20 protein-coding genes are annotated in these 26,155 nt (G+C 66.3%); 15 read left to right on the forward strand and 5 right to left on the reverse strand.

Annotation, left to right across the window (positions count from 1 at the left end; all coding sequences use genetic code 11):
* Positions 1–75 precede the first annotated feature (75 nt).
* Together AB7878_RS15055 and AB7878_RS15060 are read left to right on the forward strand one after the other, a co-directional pair.
* Positions 76–2,433, forward strand: coding sequence for a glycoside hydrolase family 65 protein (locus AB7878_RS15055; protein WP_369495140.1), 2,358 nt, complete (start codon positions 76–78; stop codon positions 2,431–2,433).
* The gene (locus tag AB7878_RS15060) at positions 2,430–4,295 is read left to right on the forward strand and encodes a beta-galactosidase (protein WP_369495141.1); all 1,866 of its coding nucleotides are present in this window, start codon (positions 2,430–2,432) and stop codon (positions 4,293–4,295) included. The genes AB7878_RS15055 and AB7878_RS15060 overlap by 4 nt, the downstream gene beginning before the upstream one ends.
* 114 nt (positions 4,296–4,409) lie before the next feature.
* On the opposite strand, the gene AB7878_RS15065 is transcribed toward AB7878_RS15060, so the two are convergent.
* From AB7878_RS15065 to AB7878_RS15075, 3 genes are all read right to left on the reverse strand, one after another.
* A complete protein-coding gene (locus AB7878_RS15065; protein WP_369495142.1) occupies positions 4,410–5,567 on the reverse strand; it encodes an isovaleryl-CoA dehydrogenase in 1,158 nt (385 codons plus the stop codon).
* Positions 5,568–5,712: 145 nt separating this feature from the next.
* Positions 5,713–6,255: a GNAT family N-acetyltransferase gene (locus AB7878_RS15070; protein ID WP_369495143.1), complete on the reverse strand. Its 543-nt coding sequence runs from the start codon at positions 6,253–6,255 to the stop codon at positions 5,713–5,715.
* 18 nt (positions 6,256–6,273) lie between these two features.
* Entirely contained in the window at positions 6,274–6,738 is a 465-nt protein-coding gene (locus AB7878_RS15075) for an SET domain-containing protein-lysine N-methyltransferase (protein WP_369495144.1), read from the reverse strand.
* Positions 6,739–6,838: 100 nt separating this feature from the next.
* Here AB7878_RS15075 and AB7878_RS15080 point away from each other — a divergent pair, with 100 nt between their 5' ends.
* From AB7878_RS15080 to AB7878_RS15090, 3 genes are all read left to right on the forward strand, one after another.
* A complete protein-coding gene (locus AB7878_RS15080) occupies positions 6,839–8,263 on the forward strand; it encodes a M20 family metallopeptidase (RefSeq protein ID WP_369495145.1) in 1,425 nt (474 codons plus the stop codon).
* 59 nt (positions 8,264–8,322) lie between these two features.
* The gene (locus tag AB7878_RS15085; RefSeq protein ID WP_369495146.1) at positions 8,323–9,048 is read left to right on the forward strand and encodes a YggS family pyridoxal phosphate-dependent enzyme; all 726 of its coding nucleotides are present in this window, start codon (positions 8,323–8,325) and stop codon (positions 9,046–9,048) included.
* A gap of 251 nt (positions 9,049–9,299) precedes the next feature.
* Positions 9,300–9,998 carry a C40 family peptidase gene (locus AB7878_RS15090; protein ID WP_369495147.1) on the forward strand — a complete coding sequence of 233 codons (699 nt, stop codon included), beginning with the start codon at positions 9,300–9,302 and terminating at the stop codon, positions 9,996–9,998.
* A gap of 420 nt (positions 9,999–10,418) precedes the next feature.
* On the opposite strand, the gene AB7878_RS15095 is transcribed toward AB7878_RS15090, so the two are convergent.
* Positions 10,419–10,763 (reverse strand): endonuclease domain-containing protein, encoded by a 345-nt coding sequence (locus tag AB7878_RS15095; protein WP_369495148.1) that lies wholly within the window; start codon positions 10,761–10,763, stop codon positions 10,419–10,421.
* A 312-nt stretch (positions 10,764–11,075) separates the two neighbouring features.
* Here AB7878_RS15095 and AB7878_RS15100 point away from each other — a divergent pair, with 312 nt between their 5' ends.
* The 4 genes from AB7878_RS15100 (at position 11,076) to fghA (ending at position 15,311) form a co-directional block, all read left to right on the forward strand.
* On the forward strand, positions 11,076–11,738 hold the full coding sequence (locus AB7878_RS15100) for a rhomboid family intramembrane serine protease (RefSeq protein WP_369495149.1): 663 nt from the start codon (positions 11,076–11,078) through the stop codon (positions 11,736–11,738).
* A 15-nt stretch (positions 11,739–11,753) separates the two neighbouring features.
* On the forward strand, positions 11,754–13,118 hold the full coding sequence (locus AB7878_RS15105) for an amino acid permease (RefSeq protein ID WP_369495150.1): 1,365 nt from the start codon (positions 11,754–11,756) through the stop codon (positions 13,116–13,118).
* A 91-nt stretch (positions 13,119–13,209) separates the two neighbouring features.
* Complete coding sequence (locus tag AB7878_RS15110) at positions 13,210–14,319, forward strand: S-(hydroxymethyl)glutathione dehydrogenase/class III alcohol dehydrogenase (RefSeq protein ID WP_369495151.1); 1,110 nt, start codon at positions 13,210–13,212, stop codon at positions 14,317–14,319.
* A gap of 155 nt (positions 14,320–14,474) precedes the next feature.
* A complete protein-coding gene (gene fghA / locus AB7878_RS15115) occupies positions 14,475–15,311 on the forward strand; it encodes an S-formylglutathione hydrolase (protein ID WP_369495152.1) in 837 nt (278 codons plus the stop codon).
* A 269-nt stretch (positions 15,312–15,580) separates the two neighbouring features.
* Here the strand turns inward: fghA and rapA are convergent, their stop codons facing one another.
* Positions 15,581–18,433, reverse strand: a complete 2,853-nt coding sequence (gene rapA / locus AB7878_RS15120) for an RNA polymerase-associated protein RapA (RefSeq protein WP_369495153.1) — start codon at positions 18,431–18,433, stop codon at positions 15,581–15,583.
* A 254-nt stretch (positions 18,434–18,687) separates the two neighbouring features.
* On the opposite strand from rapA, the gene AB7878_RS15125 reads away from it, so the two are divergent.
* The 6 genes from AB7878_RS15125 to AB7878_RS15150 are packed head-to-tail and all read left to right on the forward strand — an operon-like array spanning position 18,688 to position 26,152.
* Positions 18,688–19,290 carry a GspH/FimT family pseudopilin gene (locus tag AB7878_RS15125; RefSeq protein ID WP_369495154.1) on the forward strand — a complete coding sequence of 201 codons (603 nt, stop codon included), beginning with the start codon at positions 18,688–18,690 and terminating at the stop codon, positions 19,288–19,290.
* The gene (pilV, locus tag AB7878_RS15130) at positions 19,287–19,760 is read left to right on the forward strand and encodes a type IV pilus modification protein PilV (protein WP_369495155.1); all 474 of its coding nucleotides are present in this window, start codon (positions 19,287–19,289) and stop codon (positions 19,758–19,760) included. Before AB7878_RS15125 ends, pilV begins: the two co-directional genes overlap by 4 nt.
* Positions 19,757–20,776, forward strand: coding sequence for a prepilin-type N-terminal cleavage/methylation domain-containing protein (locus tag AB7878_RS15135; RefSeq protein WP_369495156.1), 1,020 nt, complete (start codon positions 19,757–19,759; stop codon positions 20,774–20,776). Before pilV ends, AB7878_RS15135 begins: the two co-directional genes overlap by 4 nt.
* A gap of 1 nt (position 20,777) precedes the next feature.
* A complete protein-coding gene (locus tag AB7878_RS15140; RefSeq protein ID WP_369495157.1) occupies positions 20,778–21,392 on the forward strand; it encodes a pilus assembly PilX family protein in 615 nt (204 codons plus the stop codon).
* Positions 21,393–21,449: 57 nt separating this feature from the next.
* On the forward strand, positions 21,450–25,640 hold the full coding sequence (locus AB7878_RS15145) for a pilus assembly protein (protein ID WP_369495158.1): 4,191 nt from the start codon (positions 21,450–21,452) through the stop codon (positions 25,638–25,640).
* A complete protein-coding gene (locus tag AB7878_RS15150; RefSeq protein WP_369495159.1) occupies positions 25,637–26,152 on the forward strand; it encodes a type IV pilin protein in 516 nt (171 codons plus the stop codon). Before AB7878_RS15145 ends, AB7878_RS15150 begins: the two co-directional genes overlap by 4 nt.
* Positions 26,153–26,155: the final 3 nt, after the last annotated feature.

Genomic DNA, 26,155 nt, shown 5'->3' on the forward strand with positions numbered 1-26,155 from the left:
GAGCTTATGATAGAGTTTCGAAAGGTTTCAACAAATTTTGAAACTTTCGAATTCTTTCTGTTGGCCGGAAACGGGATGGCGACGACGGGGCGCACGATCGGATGGAGCGGCGCGATGCTGGTGGCGCTGAATGCATGGCCGCAGCTGACCATGGCGCAGTCTGTTTCACCAATGGATCCGGCGGCGCAACAGGACGGCTGGATACTCGGTTCGGATGACTACCGCGTTGCCGACTATGCGCGCCAGCCGTACATCGGCAACGGCCGCCTCGGCGCGATGCTGCCCGCCACCGGCGAGGGCTATCAGGGTGACCTCGGCCCGACCGGCTGGCCGCTGTACACGCAGCGCTATACCGGCAGCCTGCTGGCCGGCTATTACGCGCGTTCCGGCCGGACCGAGCACATCGCCGCTTTGCCGACATGGTCGACGCTCATCCTCGATGTCGATGGCCATCACTGGGAACCCGGCGTGCCACCGGAGCAGGTGACGGGCTGGTGGCAGCAACTCGATCTGCGACACGCCCTGGTCAGCACATCGGCGACCTGGACTCCCGTGCCCGGCAAGGCGACCACGCTGCGCTACGACGTATTCATCGATCGCGCCAACCAGCACGTGGCCGTCGTGCAGCTGAGCGTGACGCCGCACTGGTCGGGGCAACTGGCGATCACCGGCCTGCTCGATGGACACGGCGCGCGACGAGTCACAGCAGGACCGGCCAGCTATGACGCCGGCGCGGACATGGTCGCCGTCACCGTGCACGCGGAGCAGACCGGCAAGATCGCCAGCGAGGTCGGCGTGCTGGATGGTTCCGCCAACGTGCATGTGGGCAGCCGTTCGGCCGCTGGCGAGCGCCAAGCGATGACGGCCGGTGAGCGCTGGACGTTCCCGGTGGTTGCCGGCGAGACCTACCGCATCACCAAGTACGTCGGCATCGCCTCGGCGGACGACGGCGCCGATCCGCTGGCCGTGGCGAAAGCTGCGGCGTTGCAGGCGCGCCGTCTCGGCTGGGACGCGCTGCTGCGCGAACACGAACGCGCGTGGGCGCAACTCTGGACGTCCGACATTGAGGTCACCGGCAATCCGGTGATGCAACGCCGGGTGCGCGCCAGCCTCTATTCGTTGTATGCCAGCGTGCGTGCGGGACAGGCATGGAGCATCGCGGCGTCCGGCCTCAGCAGCGACAACTATGCCGGCATGATCTTCTGGGACGACGAGACCTGGATGTATCCGGCGCTGCTGGCCCTGCATCCGGAGCTGGCGCGGCCAGTACTCGACCTGCGCTACGACACTCTGGCGCAAGCGCGCCGGAATGCGCTGGAGGTTCACCGCGAGGGAGCGGTATGGCCGTGGTCGACCGGGCCGAGCATGCTGTGCGGCGACGATGGCCCGTGCAGTGATTACCAGGATCACCTGCAAAGCGAGATCGGGCTCGCCCAGTGGCAGTACTACCTCGCCACCGGCGATCGCCAGTGGCTGCGCGAACGCGGCTGGCCGGTGCTGCATGACATCGCCGCGTTCTGGCAGGGTCGTGCACGGCGCGATGCCGATGGCCGTTACCACATCGACGATGTCGCCGGTTCGGATGAATACGCCGTCCACGTCAACGACCACGCCATGACCAATGTCGGCGCCAGCCAGATGCTGCGCATCGCCACGCTGGCGGCGCCGGTGGCCGGTGCGCAGGCCGATCCGGCATGGCAGGCGATCGCCGACCGGCTGGTGGTGCCGATGGATGCGCGGCACGGCGTGCATGCGGAGTACGCCGGCTACGACGGCCGCAAGATCAAGCAGGCCGACGTGGTGCTGATGAGCTACCCGTACGAATACCCGATGCCGCGCGCGGTGGCGCAGGCCGATCTCGACTACTACGCCGCGCGAACCGATCCGGATGGCCCGGCGATGACCGATTCGGTGCAGGCGATCGTGGCTTTGCAGATCGGCTTGCCCGGCTGCATGGCGTGGCATTACCTGCAGCGTGCGGTCGATCCGTTCGTGCGCGCGCCGTTCGAGCAGTTTTCCGAAGCCCGTGGCGACAAGGCCGGTGACAACGCAGGCGCGCCGTCTTATGTATTCGAGACTGGTGCGGGAGGTTTCCTGCAGATCTTCCTGTACGGCTTGAGCGGCCAGCGCTGGCGCAGCGACCGCGTCGTGTTCGAGCCCACGCTGCTGCCACAGGTTGGCACCCAAGTGACGATCCGCGGCCTGCGTTACCAAGGGCGTACCCTCGATCTCGTCCTGGGCTTGCAGCGCAGCAGCATCACGCTGATCCACGGTGTGGCGCTCCAAGTGGAGACCGACAAAGGCCTTGTTACGCTTCAGCCTGGCGCGACGCATGTGGTCGATACTGCAAGGCCCGACTTGTCGCCCACGCCCCATCCCATGCGTTGCGTGCCGAATGGCACGACAACTCCACACCCTGCAAAGGATCCATGATGCAGCGACGAGATTTCCTACGCCTCAGCGCCTTGGCTCCGCTGGCCGCCCTGAGCTTGCGCGTCGATGCCGGTCAACGTCCCGCTGGCGGATTCGTCGAACGCGCGCCGGACGGCCGCTCGCATCGCTTCGAGTTGTCCGCGCAGCAGTTCCTGCTCGACGGAAAACCCTTCCAGATCATGAGTGGCGAGATGCATCCGATCCGCATCCCCGCCGAGTACTGGCGCCAGCGCATCCGCATGGCGAGGGCGCTGGGGCTCAACACCATCGCGATCTACCTGATGTGGAACGCGCTGGAGGCCGAGCCCGGCGTGTTCGACCTCACGACCGGCAGCCGCGACTTCGCGAAGTTCATCCGCATCTGCCAGGAAGAGGGCATGTGGGTGTACCTGCGCCCCGGCCCCTACATCTGCGGTGAGTGGGATTTCGGCGGCCTGCCGCCGTACCTGCTGCGCCACCCACACATCAAGGTGCGCGACAAGGACGACCCGGACTACATGGCCGCGGTGCGCCGCTACATCGCCGCCGTCGCGCCGGTGGTGAAGCCGCTGCTGGCCGAGAATGGCGGCCCGATCCTGATGGTGCAGGTGGAGAACGAGTACGCCTCGTTCGGCAAGGATCTCGGCTATCTCGAGGCGATCCAGACGCTGTGGCAGCAGCACGGCGTGCACGGGCCGTTCTCGATCTCCGACGGACTGGGCCAGGTGCGCGACGCGAAGACGTATCTGCCCGGCACCGCGCTGGGCCTGGACGGCGACGTCGACTTCGCCGGTGCGCAGTCCATCGCAGGCGAGATGCCGGTGTGGATGGGCGAAGGCTATCCCGGCTGGATCACCCACTGGGGCGACAAGGCATTCGCGCGCGGCGACTTCGCCGGCACGCTGGCCAAGCTGCTGGCCGAGGGTCGCTCGTTCAACCTGTACGTGGTGCACGGCGGCACGAACTTCGGCTTCGGCGCGGGCGCCAACGCGCACAACGACTACTCGCACTTCGAGCCGGTGATCACCAGCTACGACTACGGCGCGCCGATCGACGAGCACGGCGCGCCCACCGCGGACTATCACGCGTTCCGCAAGCTGATCGCCGCGCACACCAAGGCGCCGCTGCCCGAACTGCCGGCGGTGCCGGCCATGGTGGGCTTCGACGCGATCACGCCGCAGCCGCACTCCGCGCTGTGGGACAACCTGCCGACCGCGAAGCGGGTCGAACAACCGCAGGCGAACGAACTGCTGTTCGGACAGGGCGAGGGCATGGTGCTGTATCGCCGTCCGCTGAAAGGCGGCGGCGAGTTGGCTCTGGGCAACGCGCGCGACTACGCCACCGTGTTTCACGGCGGCCAGTACGTGGACTACGTCTCGCGCATGCAGCACCCGACGCTGCGTGCGGGCGACCAGGTGCGACTGCCGGCGTCGAAAGGCGAGACGCCGCTGGAAATCCTCGTCGACAGCTTCGGCCACGTGGGCTACGGCCAGGCGATGGCCGACCGCAAGGGCCTCGTGGGCGAGGTGCAACTGGACGGCAAGCCGCTGAGCGGCTGGGAGGCGGTGAGCCTGCCGCTGGACGAGCGCTGGGTGGCGGGCCTGAAGCCGCTGCGCGGCAAGCCCTCGCGGCCCGGCGTGTTCTTCAAGGGCACGATCAAGCTCGCGCAGGCGGGCGACTGCTACCTCGACATGGCGGACTGGGCCAAGGGCTACCTCTGGATCAACGGCCACCTGCTGGGCCGCTACTGGAACCTCGGCCCGCAGCAGCGGTTGTACTGCCCCGCGTCGTGGCTGCGCGCGGGCGACAACGAGGTGCTTGTGTTCGACCTGCATCGCATCGAGGGTGCGGCGATCCGCAGCGCGGCGGCGTTGAGCGGCTGAGCGCGGCTTTGCCGTATTCCCCCATCCGCCTTCGGCACCTTCCTCGCTCCTCAAAGCTGGCGCCATCCCTGGCGCCTCCCCGCGCACCCCCGCAAGCGGGGGAAGGGAGTGCTGTCACGCCTTGCCGTGGAACAGCTCGCGGCCGATCAGCATGCGGCGGATCTCGTTCGTGCCGGCGCCGATCTCGTAGAGCTTGGCGTCGCGCAGCAGGCGGCCGGCGGGGAATTCGTTGATGTAGCCGTTGCCGCCCAGCGACTGGATCGCCTCCAGCGCCACCTGCACCGCGTTGGTCGAGGCGTTGAGCAGGCAGGCGGCGGGGTCGACGCGCGACTTCACGCCGGTGTCGAACTGCTGCGCCACCATGTAGGCGAAGCCGCGCGAGGACTGCAGCGCGGTGTACATGTCGGCCACCTTGGCCTGCATCATGCCGAAGGTGCCGATCGGCGCGTTGAACTGCTTGCGCTCGCGCACGTAGGGCAGGGTGAGGTCCAGCGCCGCCTGCATCAGGCCGATCGGGCCGCCGGACAGCACCAGGCGCTCGGTGTCCAGGCCGCTCATCAAGACGCGCACGCCCTCGTTGACCTCGCCCACGACGTTCTCGGCGGGGATCGCGCAGTTGTCGAATACCAGCTCGCAGGTGTTGGAGCCGCGCATGCCGAGCTTGTCCAGCTTCTGCGCGGTGGAGAAACCCTGCATGCCCTTCTCGACGATGAAGGCGGTCATGCAGCGGCTGCCGGCGGCGCGCGGCGCGGTGCGCATGTAGACCAGCAGCACGTCGGCGTCGGGGCCGTTGGTGATCCACATCTTGGTGCCGTTGGCCACCCACGTGTCGCCACGCAGCTCGGCCTTGCAGCTCATCGAGCCGACGACGTCCGAACCCGCGCCCGGCTCGCTCATCGCCAGCGCGCCCACGTACTCGCCCGAGCACAGCTTGGGGATGTACTTCCGGCGCTGCGCCTCGTTGCCGTTGTGGAAGATGTTGTTGACGCACAGATTGGAGTGCGCGCCGTAGGACAGGCCCACCGAGCCGGACGCGCGCGAGATTTCCTCCATCGCCACCATGTGCGCGAGGTAGCCCATGCCGGTGCCGCCGTACTCGGTGGGGACGGTCATGCCGAGCAGGCCCAGGTCGCCGAACTTCTTCCACAGGTCGGCCGGGAACACGTTGTCGTGGTCGATCTGGGTGGCGCGCGGCGCGATCTCCTTCTCGGCGAAGGCGTGCACGGTGTCGCGCAGCAGGTCGATCTCTTCACCGAGCGGGAACGGGCGCATCGCGGACTCCTGGGCGTGGGGACTTAGCTGGCGAATGGTAGCGCAGCGGGACGGCTTCCCTCTGACACGGTGCACCAGCGGCGGCCCTTGCGCTTGCATTCCGCTGCATCGTCGACAGGCTTTCGCCATGCCTGCGCGCGGGCCGTCAACCGCAGGCGGCGCGGCGGGTTTCGCGGTGCGGCGGGTAGTAGGCGAACACGTGGGTGTCGCTGCCGTAGAAGTCCATGTCGTCGATGTGCTCGCCGCCCAGGCGTTCGGCCACGCGGTCGGAGGCCTCGTTGCCCACGCGGACCAGGCTGATCACCCGCGGCGCGTGCAAGTGATGCCAGGCGAAGTCCAGCACCGCCATGCCCGCCTCGGTGGCGTAACCGTGGTGGCGGTGTTCGGGCTTGAGCATCCAGCCCAGCTCCAGGTCGGGCCAGCCTTCGGGATGCATCAGGCCGGCGCGGCCCACGAACTCGCCGCTGCCTTTCAGTTCCAGCGCCCACATGCCGCAGCCGCGCAGCTGCCAGTGGCCCAGCAGCATCGCCAGCGAACGCCAGGCGTTGGTGCGGTCCAGCGGCTGGCCGTCACCGATCCAGCGGGTGCTGGCCGGGTCGGCCAGCATCGCGGCGTAGTCGTCGAAATGGCGCTCGGTGAGCGCGGTCAGGCGCAGGCGCGCCGTCTCGATTACAGGGATGTCGATCATGCCAAATCAGCAAGCAACTCACGTGCCACCGAGCAACGTCGCGAGGGCGCGAGTGCTCGAAGCAAGGCTTTCGGTCCAGGACAATCCGGTGATTGTCTCACCAGTGGCCGCATCCGCAAAATCCTCGGCCTCGCCGGGCGGCAGCAGGTGACGGTAGTCCACCGTGATCTCGCTGCCCGCGGGCAGCTCGGCCAGCGCGAACACGAAGCCCAGGTGCCAGAGGCCGTTCGGCTGGAAGCTGTGGTTGATGTAGCACTCGTCGGGCCAGTCCGGCGACACCGTGTAGCGGTCCTCGAACCAGCGCGCGCTGGCGTATTTCAGTTTCGCCAGCTCCGGCGCGTCGAACTCGGCGTGGCGGAACGTGCGGTCGATCGCGTCGGGCGCGGTGATGATGCTGCCCGCGCGCACTGTCTCATCGAGGAACAGGCCCTTGCCGGCGCCGGGAATGCGCGAGGCGGCGATGTGGTAGTGCGGCAGGATCATGGTGGAGGGGCGGCGGAAAGGGGCGCCAGTGTAGTGCCTGCGAAGGGCTGCGGACGGCGGCTTGCTAGAATGGCGGTCTTTCCCCGCTTCGGAGTCCCCCATGGATACCACCCGCCTTTCCCGTTTCGTCGGCAAGCTGTGGGACGACGAAATCGTGCCCAAGCTGGTGGACTACATCCGCATTCCCAACAAGTCGCCGATGTTCGACAAGGAGTGGAAGGCGCACGGCCACATGGACGCGGCGGTGAAGCTGATGAGCGACTGGGCCCGCGCCAAGCTCGCCGCGCTGCCGGGCAGCTCGCTGGAAGTGGTGCAGCTCGAAGGCCGCACGCCGCTGATCTATATCGAGGTGCCGGGGCAGGGCGACGATACCGTGGTGCTCTACGGCCACCTGGACAAGCAGCCGGAAATGACCGGCTGGGCCGAGGGCCTTGGCCCGTGGACGCCGGTCATCAAGGGCGACAAGCTCTATGGCCGCGGCGGCGCCGACGACGGCTACGCGATCTTCGGCTCGCTGGCGGCGCTGCTGGCGCTGCACGAGCAGGGCGTGCCGCACGCGCGCTGCGTGGTGATGATCGAGGCCTGCGAGGAATCGGGCAGCTACGACCTGCCGTTCTACGTCGACCACCTCGCCGCGCGCATCGGCAACCCTTCGCTGGTGGTCTGCCTGGATTCGGGCTGCGGCAACTACGAGCAGCTCTGGCTCACCACCTCGCTGCGTGGCATGACCGGCGGCAACCTCACCGTCAAGGTGCTGGACGAGGGCGTGCACTCGGGCGACGCCTCCGGCGTGGTGCCGTCCAGCTTCCGCATCCTGCGCGAGATCCTGTCGCGGCTGGAAGACCCCCAGACCGGCACGATCAAGCCGAAGGAGCTCTACGTCGAGATCCCCGCCCAGCGCGTGGAACAGGCGCAGCATGCGGCCGAGGTGCTGGGCAGCGACATCTACAGCAAGTTCCCCTGGGCCGAAGGCATGCAGCCGGTGACGAAGGAGCTGCCCGAACTGGTGCTCAACCGCACCTGGCGTCCGCAACTGGCGGTCACCGGCGTCGGTGGCATCCCGCCGCTGGACAGTGCCGGCAACGTGCTGCGCCCGTTCACCGCGGTGAAACTGAGCCTGCGCGTGCCGCCCACGCTGGACGCGAAGCAAGCCGGCCGGTTCCTCAAGCAACTGCTGGAAAAGGACCCGCCTTACGGCGCCACCGTCACCTTCGACCTGGAGAAGGACGGCAGCGGCTGGAACGCGCCCGCGCTGTCGCCGTGGCTGGAGCAGGCGGTGACCGAGGCCTCGCAGCACCAGTTCGGCGCGCCGGCTACTTACATGGGCGAGGGCGGCTCGATCCCGTTCATGGGCATGCTGGGCGAGAAATTCCCCAAGGCGCAGTTCCTGATCACCGGCGTGCTCGGTCCGCACTCCAACGCCCACGGCCCCAACGAGTTCCTGCACATCCCCACCGGCAAGAAGGTGACGGGCGTGGTGGCCGAAGTGGTGGCTAGGCATTACGCGCAGGGTGGCAAGGGCTGATGGATTCCCCTCTCCCGCAAGCGGGAGAGGGGAGTCAGGCATCTGGAGAACCTCTGCTCATGGATCACTCCCACCTCGCCGCCAACTGGGCCGACATCCGCCATCGCGTGGACGCGGCCTGCCGCGCCGCCGGGCGTGATCCGGCCGAGGTCGCCATCCTGCCGGTCAGCAAGACCTTCGATCCCGAAGTGGTGCGCGCGGCGGTGGCGCTGGGGCTGCATCGCTTCGGCGAGAACAAGGTGCAGGAGATCCGCGACAAGTCCGGTCCGCTGGCCGACTGCGGCATCGCCTGGGTGATGATTGGTCACTTGCAGACCAACAAGGCCAAGGACGTGGCGCGATTGGCCAGCGAGGTGCAGTCGCTGGACCGTACGGAGCTGGCCGAGGCGCTGCACCGACGCCTGCAACTGGAGGGTCGCTCCATCGACGTGCTGGTGCAGGTGAAGACCTCACGCGAGGAGAGCAAGTACGGCCTGCCGCCCGCCGAGCTGCCCACCTTCCTCGACCGCCTGCGCCAGTACGACACCTTGCGCGTGCGCGGCCTGATGACCCTGGCGATCCACACCGACGACCCGGTCGAGGTGCGCGCCTGCTTCCGCCAGCTGCGCGAGCTGCGCGACGCCGCCATCGCCCGCGGCCACGACATCCCCCGCCTTTCCATGGGCATGAGCGGCGATTTCCCGCTGGCGATCGCCGAGGGCGCCACCGAGGTGCGCATCGGTACCGCGATCTTCGGGCGCCGTCCCACTTCAGACAGCTTTTACTGGCCCGAAACCGGACATTGACCCGGCCGATTCCGGGCCGCCGACACAAGCTTCGGAAAAATCTGATGTTTTTCGAAGTGTGACGGGTGTATCGGCGATTGCGAACGACGGGGTTCAGTTAACCCCGATCCAACAAACCACTCCATGCATCTTGGTATGGTCGGTCCTTCGTCACGTCGTCTGCACGCCAGGCGGCACCTCCGAGAACCGTCGTCAGGGGTCACCGCCTCATGCCAATTCAGCGATTGACCGGTGTTGCCGCACTCGTTTCGATGCTGCTGTTCGCCATTCCCACACATGCCGAAACCCGTGCCGTCGCCAACCTCTCGCTGATCGCCGGTGGTACTTCCGCTTCCTCGTTGTCGCTGAACCAGCTGCCCATCCTCAACCCGGCACCGATGTTCGCCGCGCCCAGCGCGCCGAGCTTCGCCGGCGCGACCCCGGCCTTTGGCGCCGCCCACAGCAGCCTGCTCGCGCCCGTCGTGGCCAAGGCCGATGACGCGAAGCCGGCCGCCAGCGCGACGGATGACCAGGCTGACAGCTCGGCCGAGACCATCACCGACCTGCGCAAGGCGCTGATCGGGCTGGCGATGAACCTGCGTGACGTGCGCTACGTGCGCGGCGGCCACAGCCCGACCACCGGCTTCGATTGCAGCGGCTTCGTGCGTTACGTGTTCGCCCACGCGATCGGCGTGCAGCTGCCCACCAACTCCGCCTCGCAGTTCCTCGCCGGCCTGAAGGTGAAGCGCGCCGACATGAAACCTGGCGACCTGGTGTTCTTCCACACCAGCGGCCGCCACCACCGCATCACCCACGTGGGCATCTACATTTCCAACGGCCGCTTCATCCACGCCCCCACCACCGGCAAGTCGGTGCAGATCTCCAGCCTCGACGAGGCCTACTGGGCCAAGCGCTTCGTGGGCGCCAAGCGCCCCGACGGCATGCTGGCGCTGGCCGGGCGCAACGGCTGAGCCGCTGCCTCCGACAGGTCATCCGAAAGCCGCCGCAAGGCGGCTTTTTCATGTGCTTCCTTCCCCCCTATACGACAGCGGAAAGCATCGTCGAAGTCGATACCTTCGCTGTGGCCGGGGTTCCTTCCCTCGTGCGACGGGAGAGGGAAGCACTTGCCGGTGCCGGCGGCTAACCTCGCGGCTGCCATGCCTGGCCCCCATCCGCCCTGCGGGCACCTTCCCCCGTGCGACGGGGGAAGGAAGGGTTCGCCGGTGCCGGTTGTGCGGCTGATCCCGCGGTCTCCGTTCCCGTGCACGACTTTCTTTCCGGGCGGAAGACGCAAGCCTTCCTTCCCCCGCCTGCGGGGGTACGCGGGGAGGCGCCAGGGATGGCGCCAGCTTTGAGGAGCGAGGAAGGTGCCCGCAGGGCGGATGGGGGCATCACCGCCCCATCTCCAATGCCTGCAGGATCCTCGCCAGCACCTGATCCGTCCGTTCAAGCACGTCGTGATTCCAGCATCGCACCACGATGAAACCATGCTGCCTGAACCAGTCGTCGCGGCGTACGTCGGCTGCCGAGTCCAGATGCTGCGAGCCGTCGACCTCGACGATCAACTGTCTTTCGATGCAGGCGAAGTCGGCGATGTAGCTTCCCAGCGGATGCTGGCGGCGAAAGCGGAAGCCGGCCAACTGGCGGTGGCGCAAGCGCGCCCAGAGCCAATGTTCCGCCTCGGTCATGTCACGACGCAGCTGGCGTGCGTAATGGAGTTTCGCACCCTCGCGCATGAGCCTTCCCTGGTTTGGTGGAAGCTTCAGAGGCTAGCCCCCCATCCGCCCTTCGGGCACCTTCCCCCGTGGGACGGGGGAAGGAAGGGTTTGCCAACGTTGGCTGTGCGGTGAATCCCACGGCTGCGGGCGGAATGCGCAAGCCTTCCTTCCCCCGCCTGCGGGGGTACGCGGGGAGGCGCCAGGGATGGCGCCAGCTTTGAGGAGCGAGGAAGGTGCCCGCAGGGCGGATGGGGGCGCACCACGGTTCCCGGCATGGTGAAATCGCGTGGTGCTGGTTACGCTTGTCGCTCGTTTTCCGGAAATCACCCGATGCCGAACGTCCCCCCGGTCACCCGCTACCTGCTGATCGCCAACGTGCTGGTGTTCGCGCTGCAGTTGGTCCTGCACGACGCGAGCACGTACGCGCTGAGCCAGCATTTCGCATTGTGGCCGCTGGGGCCGGACCAGCTCGGCCAGGTGGCGGGCGGGGCGGTCATCAGCGTGGGGTTCCGCCCGTGGCAACTGGTCACCTATGCGTTCATGCACGGCGGTTTCGAGCACATCCTGTTCAACATGTTCGCGCTGTACATGTTCGGTGGGGTGATCGAGCGCACCTTCGGCGCGCGCAACTACACGATCTACTACTTCGCCTGCGCGATCGTGGCGGCAGTGGCGCAACTGCTGGTGATGAAGTATTTCCCCAACGGCTTCTACCCCACCATCGGCGCCTCGGGCGCGATCTTCGGTCTGCTGCTGGCGTTCGGCATGCTGTATCCGAAGGAGAAGATGTTCCTGATCTTCCTGCCGATCCCGATGCCGGCGTGGCTGTTCGTGATCGGCTATGCGGTGGTGGAACTGGTGCTGGGCGTCACCGGCACGCAGGCCGGCGTGGCGCACTTCGCGCACCTGGGCGGCATGGTCGGCGGCTATGTCATGATCCAGTACTGGCGCGGCAAGCTGCCGCTGAAACCGAAGCGCCAGCTGCTGCGCTGATCTTCTAGGAAATCCATGAGCCACGACCTGCAGCGCCGCCTCACGCCGCGCCACATCACCTTCATGGCGCTGGGCATGTGCATCGGCGCCGGGCTGTTCCTCGGCTCGGGCAGCACGATCAAGCTGGCCGGCCCCGCGGTGCTGTTCGCCTATCTGATCTGCGGCGCGATGATCTTCATCATCATGCGCGCACTGGGCGAGATGGCCGCGCACGAGCCCATCGCCGGCTCCTTCAGCACCTATGCGCACAAATATCTCGGGCCGTTCGCCGGTTACCTCACCGGCTGGAACTACTGGATCCTGATGATGGGCGTGGGCATCGTCGAGAGCACGGCGGTGGGCATCTACATGAAGGCGTGGTTTCCCGACTCGCCGCAGTGGATCTGGGCCTTCGCCAGCGTGGCCATGATCGGCGGCCTGAACCTGCTGGCGGTGAAGGTGTACGGCGAGCTGGAATTCTGGTTCTCGCTGATCAAGGTACTCACCGTGGTGGCGATGATCGCCGGCGGCTGCGCGATGATCTGGCTGGGCTGGGGCAACGGCGGCACGCCGACCGGTCTGTCCAACCTGTGGACGCACGGCGGCTGGTTCCCGCACGGCGTCACCGGCATGGTGCTGGCGCTGCCGGTGCTGGTGTTCTCGTTCGGCGGCATCGAGACCATCGGCATGGCGGCGGCCGAAGCCGCGCAGCCGGAGCGCACGATCCCGCGCGCGGTGAACTCGGTGATCTGGCGCATCCTGATCTTCTACATCGGCTCGCTGTTCGTGATCATGGCGATCTACCCATGGAACCAGCTGGACGCGAACAGCAGCCCGTTCGTCACCACCTTCGCGCGGCTGGGCATCCCCAGTGCGGCGGGGCTGATCAATTTCGTGGTGATCACCGCGGCGCTGTCCAGCTTCAATTCCACCACCTTCAGCGGCAGCCGCATGCTGCACAGCCTCGCCGGCAAGGGCCAGGCGCCGGCGGCGATGGGCCGCACCAGCGCGCACGGCGTGCCGGTGCGCGGCGTGCTGGTGACGATGGCGTTCCTGCTGTTCGGCGTGCTGATGAACTACCTGGTGCCGGGGCGCATCTTCGGCATGATGATGTCCATCCTCGCGTTCAACACGGTGTGGACCTGGGGCATGGTGCTGGTGGCGCACTGGAGCTTCCGACGCCGCCAGGTCGAGCCGCTGGCGTTCCGCCTGCGCGTGTGGCCCCTGTCCAGCGTGGTGTGCCTGGCCTTCCTGCTGTTCGTGTGGGTGATGCTGGGTTACAGCCCCGATACCCGCGTGGCGCTCTACGTGGGCGTGGCCTGGATCGCGCTGCTGACCGTGGCCTACTACGCGTTCGGTATCGAGCGGCGCATGCGACAGGTGGCCGCGTCGCTGCCCTGACTCGCGCGTCGACGTCGTCGTTGCCAACCCGTGCGCGAGCTTGCGCCGTGGCCGCGTGCCCCGATCCATGATCCACCGCAGGAGTATCGCCATGAAATCCCGTGCCGCCGTCGCCTTCGCCCCCGGCCAGCCGCTGCAGATCGTCGAGATCGACGTGGCCCCGCCGAAGAAGGGTGAGGTGCTGGTGAAGATCAGTCACACCGGCGTCTGCCACACCGACGCGTTCACGTTGTCCGGCGACGATCCGGAAGGCTTGTTTCCCTGCGTGCTCGGCCACGAGGGCGCGGGCGTGGTGGTCGAGGTGGGCGAGGGCGTCACCTCGGTGCGGCCGGGCGACCACGTGATTCCGCTGTACACCGCCGAGTGCGGCGAGTGTCTGTTCTGCAAGAGCGGCAAGACCAACCTGTGCACGGCCGTGCGCGCCACCCAGGGCAAGGGCGTGATGCCGGACGGCACCACGCGCTTCTCGTACAACGGTCAGCCTATCCATCACTACATGGGCTGCTCCACCTTCAGCGAATACACCGTCGTCGCGGAAGTGTCGCTGGCGAAGATCGACCCGCAGGCGAACCACGAGCAGGTCTGCCTGCTGGGCTGCGGCGTCACCACGGGCATCGGTGCGGTGCACAACACCGCCAAGGTGCAGGCAGGCGACAGCGTGGCGGTGTTCGGCCTCGGCGGCATCGGCCTGGCAGTGGTGCAGGGCGCGCGCCAGGCGAAGGCCGGCCGCATCATCGCGGTCGACACCAACCCTGCCAAGTTCGAGCTGGCGCGTTCCATGGGGGCCACCGATTGCGTCAATCCGAAGGACCACGACCAGCCGATCCAGCAGGTGATCGTGGAAATGACCGGTTGGGGCGTGGACCACAGCTTCGAATGCATCGGCAACGTCCACGTGATGCGCGCGGCGCTGGAATGCGCGCACCGCGGCTGGGGCCAGTCGGTGATCATCGGCGTGGCCGGCGCGGGCCAGGAAATCTCCACCCGGCCGTTCCAGCTGGTCACCGGCCGCAAATGGATGGGCACCGCGTTCGGCGGCGTGAAGGGGCGCAGCCAGCTGCCCGGCATGGTCGAGCAGGCGATGCACGGCGAGATCGAACTGGCGCCGTTCGTCACCCACACGATGGGACTGGAGCAGATCAACGAGGCCTTCGAGCTGATGCACGAAGGCAAGTCGATCCGCTCAGTGATTCACTACTGACTTGCAACGCTCCGAGATTGACGACGGCGTCGTGCCCGCGAGGTGTTCTTCAACAGCCGCAGGCTGGTCAAGCGGGAGTCCATGTTGATCTTCGGTAAAGCCGAAGATGGATGCCCGCCTTCGCGGGCATGACGCCGCGAGAAAAGGAGAACCCCGTGAACCTCGAACGCCTCGAACACCGCGCCTGCTTCGGCGGCTGGCAGGACGTGTACCGGCACGACTCGGCCGTGCTGGGTTGCGCGATGAACTTCGCCGTCTACCTGCCGCCGCAGGCGGAGCAGGAGCGGCTCCCGGTGCTGTACTGGCTGTCGGGCCTCACCTGCACCGAGCAGAACTTCATCGCCAAGGCCGGCGCGCAACGCTACGCCGCCGAGCACGGCGTGATCGTGGTGGCGCCGGATACCAGCCCGCGCGGCGCGGACGTGGCGGACGATCCGGCGTATGACCTGGGCCAGGGCGCGGGTTTCTATCTCGACGCCACCGAACAGCCTTGGGCCGCGCACTACCGCATGCACGACTACGTGGCCGACGAGTTGCCTGCGCTGATCGAAGCGAACTTTCCCGCCAGCGATGCGCGCGGCATCAGCGGGCATTCGATGGGCGGCCATGGCGCGTTGACGATCGCGCTGCGCAATCCCGGGCGCTACCGCAGCGTATCGGCGTTCGCGCCGATCGTGGCACCGGCGCAGGTGCCTTGGGGCGAGAAGGCGTTCACCGCCTACCTCGGGTCGGACCGCACGGCCTGGGCGCGCTACGACGCCACCGAACTGCTGAAGACGGCGGCCGAGCGGCTGCCGCTGCTGGTGGACCAGGGCGAGGCCGACGAATTCCTCGCCGCGCAGCTCAGGCCGGAGCTGTTGCGCGAAGCGTGTGCGAAGGCGAACCATCCGCTCACCCTGCGCCTGCATTCCGGCTACGACCACAGCTATTACTTCGTGGCCAGCTTCATCGGCGAGCACATCGCCTGGCATGCGCGGGCGATGAGGGGCTGAGGCGTTGCGCTGGAACGAATGCCAGTGCCAAGGCTTTCCGCGTGTGTAGCCTATTGTTGTCGAGTCGCGCCGATTTCACCGTTCGCCCTGAGCGTAGGCCCGGAGGGCCGGAGTCGAAGGGTATTGCGGCGACGCTTCGACTTCCTCGCTCCTCAAAGTCAGCGCCATCCGTGGCGCTTCCCCGCGTGCGCTTGCTATCGCAAGCTACGCTCAGCGCGAACGGTGTCTTTGCAGAGGCTTGATGCCATTCAAGCGCGGGCAAGCATTGATCAGCGCAGCGCCAGGAAATCCGCGCTGACCACGAAGCGCACCGCATCCAGGCGCAGCCGCGACTGCGGGAGGGCGGTGAGCAAGGCGTCGCGTTCGGCGGCAAGGGTGGCGATTTCCGCGGCGCTGATCGACGGGTTCACCGCGCGCAGCGCCTCAAGACGCGACAGCTCGGCGTCCAGTGCGGCGCCGGCCTCGGCCATCGCGGCGGCTATCATCGCCTGCGCGCGGGCGCCGGTCGCCAGCTCCGCCTTCTCCAGCATCGGCGGCACCAGCTTGGCGAGGAACTTGCGGTAGCGCGGCACCTCGATGTTGCGGTCGGCGGCCTTGCGCAATGCAGCCTCGCTGGGCTCGAAGTCCGCGCGCTCGGCGAGCCGGGTGTCGACGGTGACGGTGATCGGCAGCGCGGGCAGGAAGCGCTCCGCGTCCAGCCGCCGATCGGCCACGCACTCCAGCACGAACACCGCCTGCAGCAATGCGCTGCGCGGCGGCAGCGCGTCGTCCACCATGAAGGCGGCGTTGCCCTGCTCGCCGGAGAGCGCGAGGTCCAGCGCGCCGGCGATCATCGGATGGTCGAGCCTGAGCAGTGGCAGTTCCTCGCGCGCCAGCGCCACCGCGCGGCTGAAGGTGGCCGACTGCGGCCCTTCGGCGAAGCCGGGCAGGGCGTCGGTGGAGAGGTATTGCGGGTCGAGCAGCAGCACCTTGCCGCCGAGTTCCTCGGCGTGGATGCCGTAGGCTTCCAGCAGGCGCTGCACGAAGGCATCGCGGGACGGGTCCTCGTCCTCGCGGCGGAAGGCCTGGGCCAGTTCCTCGGCATGCGGATCGCGGCTGGCGGCCAGTTCCAGCAGATGGTCGCGGCCCTCGCGGATCAGTTCGGCCATCTGCTCGTGGGCGGCACGCGTCTCGACCAGCAGCGCATCCAGTTCCTGGTCGCGGCCATCGTCGCCGCGCGCGTGCTGGTCGGCCAGTTGCGCCAGCATATCGCCATAGCGGCGCAGCAGCTCGCGGCCATCGGCCGGGCTCTGGCGAAACGCATCCACGCCCTCGTCGTACCAGCGCGCCAGCACGTGCTGCGCGCTGTCGGCCACGGCAAGGATGTGGATGCTGATGTCGTGCGCCTGGCCGATGCGGTCGAGGCGGCCGATCCGCTGTTCCAGCAGGTCGGGGTCCAGTGGCAGGTCCCACAGCACCAGCCGGTGCGCGAACTGGAAGTTGCGGCCTTCCGAGCCGATCTCCGAACACAGCAGCAGGCGCGCGCCGTCGGGCTGGGCGAAGTACGCCGCGTTGCGGTCGCGCTGCACGATGCCGAGCCCTTCGTGGAAGCGCGCGATGCCGGCGCCGCTGCGCGTGCGCAGCGCTTCCTCCAGGGCCAGCACCTTGGCCTGGCTGCGGCAGATCAGCAGGAACTTGTCCTGCGGGTGCGCGTCGAGCAGTTCCACCAGCGCATTCAGGCGCGGGTCGTTCGCGTAGTCCAGTTCCAGCACCGGCGGTGGCTGCTGGATGTCGGCGTGGAACTCGGCGAGCAGCGCCTGGCGGGCGGCCTCGTCGAGGCCGGCGGCATCCAGTACCTGCCATTGCGGCAAGCGCTGCGGGAAACCGCCGATGCCGGCGCGGCGGTTGCGGAACATCGCGCGGCCGGTGCCGTGGCGGTCGATCAGCGCGGCGAGGATTTCGCGCGCGTGCTCGGGCCTGGTGGTGTCGGCGAGCCGCGCTTCCAATGCCGCATCGCCGGCGAAGGCGTTGCGCAGCGTGGCGAGTTGGGCCGCGTCCAGCGCCTCGCCGTCCAGCAGCTTGTCGGCGATCCGCGACAGCGACTGGAAGCCTTCGGCCTCGGCGAGGTAGGCGTCCAGGTCGCGGTAGCGCTGCGGGTCGAGCAGGCGCAGGCGGGCGAAGTGGCCGCTGCGGCCCAACTGCTCGGGCGTGGCGGTGAGCAGGATCACCCCGGGCGTCTTCGCAGCCAGTTGCTCCACCAGCGTGTAGCGCGGGCTGGCGGCCGCCGGCGTCCACGCGAGGTGGTGCGCCTCGTCCACCACCAGCAGATCCCATGGCGCATCCAGCAGTTGCTGCGCGCGCTTCGGGTTCGCTTCGAGGAAGGCGAAGTCGGCGATCACCAGCTGTTCGTCCTCGAACGGGTTGGCGGGTGCTGCGGCACCGTCCAGCGGCAGATCCAGTGCCTCGCAGCGCTCCTCGTCGTAGATCGCGAAGCTGAGGTTGAAGCGGCGCAGCAGTTCCACGAACCACTGGTAGATCAAGGTGTCCGGGAGCAGCAGCAGCACGCGCGAAGCACGACCGGTGGCGAGCTGGCGCGCCACGATCATGCCGGCTTCGATGGTTTTGCCCAGGCCCACCTCGTCGGCCAGCAGCACGCGCGGCGGCCGGCGCGCGGCGGCGATGCCGGCCACGCGCAACTGGTGCGGCACCAGGCCCACGCGGGCGGCACCCAGGCCCCACATCGGCGAGCGGCGCGCCTCGGCGCGGCGGCGCAGGCCTTCCAGGCGCAACTCGAACTGGCTCACCGGATCGGTACGGCCACCGATCAGGCGGTCGTCGGCCTGGCTCACGCTCTGCTCGTCGTCGAGCTGGCCTTCGTGCAGCTCGCGCCCCTCGCCGCGGTAGATCAGCAGCTCTTCCTTGATCTCCACCCGTTCGACCAGGAACGCGATGCCCTTGCCGGCCACCCGCTGGCCGGCGCGGAACTCCGCGCGTACCAGCGGCGCGGAATCGGCGGCGTAGGGCCGCAGCACGCCGGCCTTGGCGAACAGCACCTGCACGCCGCGTCCCTCGACGCGCAGCACGGTACCGAGGCCGAGCTCGGGCTCGGCGGTGGAGATCCAGCGTTGACCAGGTACGAACATTGCACAGCCGCTTGGGTTCAAGGGCCGACAATTATCCGCGCTGCGGGCGTCAAAGCCCAGCGAAGCCGAATGGGTGCGCGTGCCGATCCATTGCCTCGTCGCGGGCGGCCGGAAGCCTGGAGATATGTGAGCGGGTTCGCGCAGGGTTTTGCGTTTGCGCCGTTCATCGGCCAAATCCGCCCACTGATCGACCGGCCTCTGGCGGCGGTGGCGGCGGCGAGTAGATTCCGCAATCGCAGCAACAGGGGAAGTCCATGCGTGTTTGGTCGCAATCGCGGAGTGTTCCGGTCGTCGGCGTGCCATGCCGTGCACGAGGGTTCACCCTCGTCGAACTGATGATCACGATCGCCGTGGCGGCCGTCCTGCTGGTGATCGCGGTACCGAGCTTCCGCAACATCACCAATTCCAACCGGCTCACCACGGCGGCCAACACCATGGTGAACGCGCTGAATACCGCGCGGATGGAGGCGATCAAGCTGAACGCCACCACCCAGTTTTGCAGCGACTTGGCCGGTAACAACACCGACGGCAGCAGTACCACCAGCGACTCCGCGCTGAGTACAGCCTGTGGTTCGTCCGGCGGTGCAGTCGTTGAACTGACGGGTAGCACCGCCAATTCGCTGCTCGCGGCTACCCAGGGGCTGGCCTTGCCGGTGCAATTGAGCGGCAACATCACCGCTGTCCGCTTCAGTGGGCAAGGGTTGGGCTACAAGGCCACGGACACCAGCAAGACTCCAGTTACAAGCACGATTGCAACCGTATGTGTTGCCGGCTTGAGCGGCAACAACCGCATCGCCATCGGCATGACCACCGGCACCATCATCACCACCACGCCCAGCCCGGGAGCCTGCCCATGACCCATCCTTGGCTGTCTCGAAAGGCGCAGGTTGGCGTAGGGCTGATCGAAGTGCTGGTCGCCGTGCTGGTGCTGTCCATCGGCTTCGTCGGCATCGCAGCGATGCAGGCGCGCTCGCTCTCCACCAACAACAGCGCGATGGCGCGCAGCATGGCCACGGTGGCCAGCTATTCCATCCTCGACGCCATGCGCGCCGACATTACCGGTGCAGAGAGCGGCAACTACAACGGCACGGTCACGGCCAACGCCTGCGGGAGTGCAGGTGCCGCGCTGGATACCCAGCAGCTCTTTGCATGGTGCAGTGAGCTGGCGGCCACTCTGGGCGCCTCAGCCAGTACTACAGGCAATGTCAATTGCAATGCCGTGGCCGGCTCCACCGCGCTCTGCACCATCACCATCCGGTTCGACGACAGTCGTGCCGGCGCAGGCGGCGGTACCGCACAGCAAGTCGTGACCAGGGCCATGCTATGAGCAAGTTGCGAACGACTCACGGCCAACCGCGACACCTAGGTGGCTTCACCCTGGTCGAGCTGATGATCGCCATGTTGCTGGGCCTCATCGTGATCGGTGGCGTCACCAGCGTATTCCTTGCCGGTCAGCAGACCTATCGCGCCAACGAGGCATTGGGCGACGTGGCGGATGGCTCGCGTACCGCCTTCGAGATGCTGTCGCGCGACTTGCGTGACGCAGGCCTCAGCGGATGCGACAACACCAGCGGGCGCGTCGCCAACGTGATCAATCCACCTTATCCGTGGTATTCCGACTGGAACAATGCCTTGCATGGTTACGACGACGCCAGCACGGATCCGGCGCTGACGGGCATCACCGGCAATGGCGCACCGGTACCCAATACCAGTTCAGTGCATGTGATCAGCACGTCCAATACGGACGTTACCGTGTCATGGACGCCGGCACCGAGTTCGGCGGACTTCAAGGTCAGCGGATCCACCACCGAGTTGAATTCGGGAGACCTGATCATGGTCTGCGATTTCGACCATGCCACCTTGCTGCAGATCACCAACTACAACAACAGCAACGTGGACGTGCAGCACAATGATGGCGCCGGCACGCCAGGTAATTGCTCGAAAGGGTTGGGTTACCCGACGGTTTGTACTACGAATGGCGCCGCGTATTCCTTCCCCGGCAACTCGCGGGTAGCCAAGCTCACGGCGGTGGACTGGTACATCGGCACCAACCCGGTGAAAGGCCGTTCGCTTTATCGCCGCACCGTTACCAATGTGGCGGGCACGATCACGCCTGCGTCGCAGGAAATGGTGCGCAACGTCGACAACATGCAAATCAATTACCTCGTCCCGGGTTCCACCTTCGGCAATGCCACCAGTGTGGGCGCCAACTGGGCGACGGTAAGCGCCGCGCAGGTCACGCTGACCGTGGCGAGCACCCTTCAGAGCGTCAACGCCAACAGCGCTGGACCGATCCAGCGCGTGTTCACCACCACGACTGCCGTGCGCAACCGGTTGCAATGACATGAAAACGCCAGGTGCTTCCCATCCGTATCGCGTTCGCTCCCTGTCGTCCGGTATCCGCGCGCAACGCGGCATCGCGCTGGTGGTGGCGCTGATCCTGCTGGTGCTCATCACCCTGGTGGGCCTGGCTGCCATGCGTGGCACCATCATGCAACAGCGGATGGCCTCCAACCTGTACGACCGCGAGCAGGCGTTCCAGAGTGCCGAAGCGGCATTGCGTGCTGCGGCTGCGCAGATACCCACCGACTCCAGCATCATCTGGCACAACTGCCAGGCGGGCGGCACCGTTTGCCAGCCCAATCCGTTCGACAGCAGCGGCTCCAACCCGGCGCCATCCAGCGCCATCCACACCTTGGCCACCGGTACCGGCACCGGTCAGTACACCGCCAGCGCAACGGCCTACGGCCAGCCGCAGTTCGTGGTGGAAAACATGGGCAACTGGGTGGACCAGAGCACCAACACCGGCTTTGGCCAAACCGGCAACTCGCGCAACTACGGCGTGCAGGGTGCCTCCAGTACGGGGGTGTACTACCGCATCACCGCGCGCAACGGCGACCCCGCCGTGGTGGGCGATCGCGCCGTGGTCACCGTGCAAGCCGTCTTCAAACAGGGCTGATAACCAGCCGACGCACCAGGCGCATTTGCGCCGACTCCTTCGGAGAGTGGAAACGCCATGAAATCGACACTGCCGTCGCGCCACCCTCGCGTCCGCGCCTTCGGCCGCGTGCTGGGTACTATGTTCGGCGTCTGGATGCTGGGTGCCGCCTACACGCCCGCCGTGGCGGCGGCTGCGCCCGAGCCGTGGATGGCGGCCGCGCCTGAACCTGCGCCCGCAGCGGCCTCCACTTCCGCACCTGCCTCCTCCTCGACCGTGGCCGTGGACCAGCAGCCGCTGACGGTACAGCCCGCGATCCCACCGAACATCGTGCTGATGCTCGACGACTCGGGATCGATGTATTGGGATTACATGCCGGACTGGGGGTACCTGATCAAGAATGCCGACGGCACATTCTCCTCGCCGAGCAACAACGACCAGCCGCGCAATGCGTCGATCAATGGTGTCTACTACAACCCCAATATCACCTACACGCCGCCACCCAAGGCCGACAGCACAGCAACAACCCCGGATCTTTATCCCAATTCACCGGGACTGACGAACGCCTACTTCGATGGGTTTACCGACACGTCCACGGCTGACGAGCAGGATATAACTTCCTATCAGGCAAACAACAACGCCAATAATAGCGGAGGCAGTAGCTACCCGTACTACACGACGTTTACGGTAACCGTCACCACGACGGATACACCCATTGCGACGACAAGCTACTCCTGCCCAAGCAGTGCGCCAAGTGGCATATACGTAATTGGTAGCGAAAATCCGCCCATTTGTTATCAATGTCCAATCGGTTACACCAGGCTGAAGGGGAGTTCGGTCGTCAATTGCGAAAAAACCAATAGTGGGACAACTACATCCCCCCTCGGAACTGTCGCCTCTACCTCGACGGTAACCTACTCTTGCCCGAGCGGGGACACACAAAGTGGTAGCGGAAGCAGCACCGTATGCACGAATTCCCAGCGGGTCAACAAGAACTATTTCACCTATACCACGGGCTCCAGCAATACCGAGCATTACGTGGGTGCGACTGGTACCTGCGCATTGCTTTCGACGGCGAGTCCAGCCGTAAGCACAAGCCTGTGCGACGAAACTGCGGCTACCCAACAGAACGTGGCCAACTGGTTCTCGTACTACCGCACCCGTATCCTGATGGCCAAGAGCGGCCTGATGACGGCGTTCTCGACAGTGAGCGCGAAGTTCCGTGTCGGGTTTGGCTCCATCAACGGCAGCGGCGCGAGCTGGATCAAGAGCAATCTTGCGAATTACTATCCGTTTTCCACGCCAACGAAGAGTTCCAACTATCTTGCAGAAGTCCAGCCGTTTGGAGATGGTTCCTCGGGCACGCAAAAGGCAAACTTCTGGAACTGGGTGACTGCGCTGAGCGCAAACAACAGCACGCCGCTGCGTTACGCGCTTGATGCGGTTGGCCAGTACTACAGTGGCACGGATTCCACGACACCGGCGAGCAATGCCTGGGACACGATGCTTGGCGATCCGGGTTATGTGGCAGGCGGTGCCAATAGCACCGAGATCGCGTGCCGGCAGTCCTACACCATCCTGACCACGGACGGTTTCTGGAATAGCAGTTTCTCATCGACGGCGGAGAAGGGTGCCAGCAGCGCCGCATGGCCCACCGTGACCGGCCCGAACAACCAGAAGTGGCCACTCGTGGCCGGCAGCAAGCCGCCAGCGCCTTATGCCGGCGGCCTTTATGGGAGCGGCCCGTCTCTGGCCGACGTGGCGATGTACTACTGGGAAAACGACTTGCAACCCGGCGCTTCCGGCCTAAGCAACGAGGTGCCGACCAATTCGGAGGACCCCGCCTTCTGGCAGCACATGACCACGTTCACCATGGGTCTGGGCTTCACGCCACAGGACGCGAAAGGCAATGCGATCAACATGCCGGCCATGTTCAACTGGGCCAATGGCGGAACGCAGCCAACCGGCTGGGGCGGTTGGCCGACGCCGGCGTCCAATTCGATCAACAACATTGCTGACCTCGCCCATGCCGGCTTGAATGGCCATGGTGGCTTTTATTCCGCCACCAGCCCCCAGACCTTTTCAAGCGGCCTGAGCGACGCCCTGAAGCGTGCGCAGGCGCGCACCGGCACCGGCGCCAGCCTGGCGGCCAACTCCACCCAGCTCACCACCGGCACCGAGGCCTACCAGGCAACGTACGAAACTGCCAAGTGGTATGGCGACCTGGAGGCCTTGTCCGTCGATCCGAGCACCGGCGCGATCTCCGGCTCCTGCTCCAGCACCAGCACGGGTTCATGGTGTGCAGACACCCAGTTGGCCAGCAGCGCCACCAGCGGCACGTTCCCGAGCCGGGTCATCTACACCTATGTCCCCGGGTCGGCTACCTGGACGACTGGCACGGGCAGCTTTGTGGCATTCAAGGACAGCGGGACCACGCCGCCGACCCTGTCCAGCAACCAGTTGAGTGCTTTGGGCAGCGGCAGCACCGCGCAGGCGAACATGGTGAACTACCTGCGCGGCGACAACACCCTGGAGGGGAGTACCTACCGCAAGCGCACCAAGGTGTTGGGCGACATCGTGGATTCGCAGCCAGTGTATTCCGGCGCACCCAACCCCAACGAGTTCGAGAACCAGTCGTTCAGCGGCATCAGCAACACTGCGAGCAGCGGCGACAACTCTTTTGAAGCCTTTGCGGTGGGCACCACGAATTCCAGCGGCAAGTCCACCGCCAGCGCGGCGTCCACGCGTGAGTCGCTGGTGTTCGTAGCGGCCAACGACGGCATGCTGCATGCGTTCGATGCCACTACCGGCAACGAGGTTTACGCCTATCTGCCGGGTGCGGTGATCACGGCGGGCCTGAGCAACCTGGCCAACCTGAACTACGGTTCGGACACCGTGCCGCACCAGTACTTCAACGATGGCGAGCTGACCATCGCGGACGTGTTCATTAATTCGACTTGGCACACGGTGCTGGTGGGCACCACCGGCCGCGGCACGGCCAAGGCCATCTATGCGCTGGATATCACCAACCCCGCCAGCATCAAGCCACTGTGGGAGCGTTCCGCCGGAGATGGCGGCACCAATGCTGGCTACATCGGCCAGATGGTGGGCAAGCCGGTCATCGCCCAGGTGGCCGACGGCAACTGGCAGGTGCTGATCGGCAACGGCTACAACAGCACCAACGGCACGGCGGCGCTGCTGGAGTTCAACATCGCCGACGGCACGCTGAGCGTGCATTCGACCGACAGCACGGTTGGCAATGGTCTTGCCGCGCCGGTGACGTGGATGGACACCCCCGCCAATGGCATCAGCATGGAGGCGTATGCCGGCGACCTGCAGGGGCGGGTGTGGATGTTCCCGCTGGACACTGCGACGACAACAACTACCACTTCGGGATCTGGTTCCAGCGCCACCACAACGACGACGACCACCTATGCGGCTGACCTGAGTACGGCGGGCACCAAGGAGTTCACTGCAGATTCGGGTGGCACGGCGCAACCGATCACCGCCGGCATGCTGGCGGGGCGCGACCCGGCGACCGGCAACGTGTGGGTGTTCTTCGGTACCGGCCAGTACCTGAGCAGCGGCGATCTCACCAACAAGCAGGTGCAGAGCTGGTACGGCCTGATCGTGCAGCCAGGCAAGAACCAGCCGGCGCTGCCTTCCCTGCCGACGGATACGCAGAGCGGCAACCTGGTACAGCGCTCGATCATCTATGAAAAGGCCGGCGACAGCACCGCTACGCCGCCGACCCTGGGCGTGCGTGTCGTAACCCCCTTGCCCACGCCCAGCGACATGGGTGGCAAGCTCGGCTGGTACATGGATCTGAAGCAACCCATCCTCAACAGCGACGGCAGCTACAGCGGTAGTGGCAATGCGCAAGGCGAGCGCATGGTTACGCCCAGCCAGTTCCAGGGCAACCTGTTGCTGGGCACCACCCGCATTCCGCAAGCCGCCACCAACAACGACATCTGCAACTCCTCCGGCTCGGGCTGGGTGATGGCGGTGGATCCGTTCACCGGCACCAATCCCGCTCTCAGCTTTTTCCAGGTCAACGGCGGCACCGGCACGATCAGCATCACCATTGGCGGCAAGACGGTGGCGGAGGCGATCGCCGGCGTGGGTTTCACTTCGTTGCCCAACAACCCGATCTTCGTGGGCACCGACATGCTGATGAGCTTCGACAACGGCACCACCAGCAACGTGAATACCTCGGGTGCCAGCGGTGTGCCGAAACGCGTGTCCTGGCAGGAACTGGTGAACCCATGAGCAACGTTGCCATGAACAATACCGACAGAACTGACATCAGCGCGCAGGTAGGCTTCACCCTGCTCGAACTGATGGTGGTGGTCGCGATCATCGCGATACTCGCGGCGATCGCGATTCCCTCGTATTCGCGCTACGTGGTCAAGACCAATCGGGCGGCGGCCGAAGGTTGTGTGTCCGAGTACGCGAACTACATGGAGCGCTACTACACCACCAACCTGAGCTATGCCTCGGCCCCCGCTAGTTCGGGAACTGCGGCTGCCACGCCGAATGCGGCCATCGGTTCACCATCGCCTCTGGTTTTGGACTGCGCGGCGACTTCGCAAACCGGCAGCAACTATCAATATGACGTGGCAATGCCGGCGACGGCCGGGAGCGTGGGCTACAACCTCACGGCCCAGCCGATCAAGGCACAACTGGCGCGCGACACGCAATGCGCCAACTTGACGCTGGATCAAGCAGGCACCCGCAACATCAGCGGCACGGGCACCGTGGTGCAATGCTGGGGCGGCTGAGGC

The sequence above is a fragment of the Rhodanobacter humi genome, from assembly GCF_041107455.1.
GTDB lineage: Bacteria > Pseudomonadota > Gammaproteobacteria > Xanthomonadales > Rhodanobacteraceae > Rhodanobacter_A.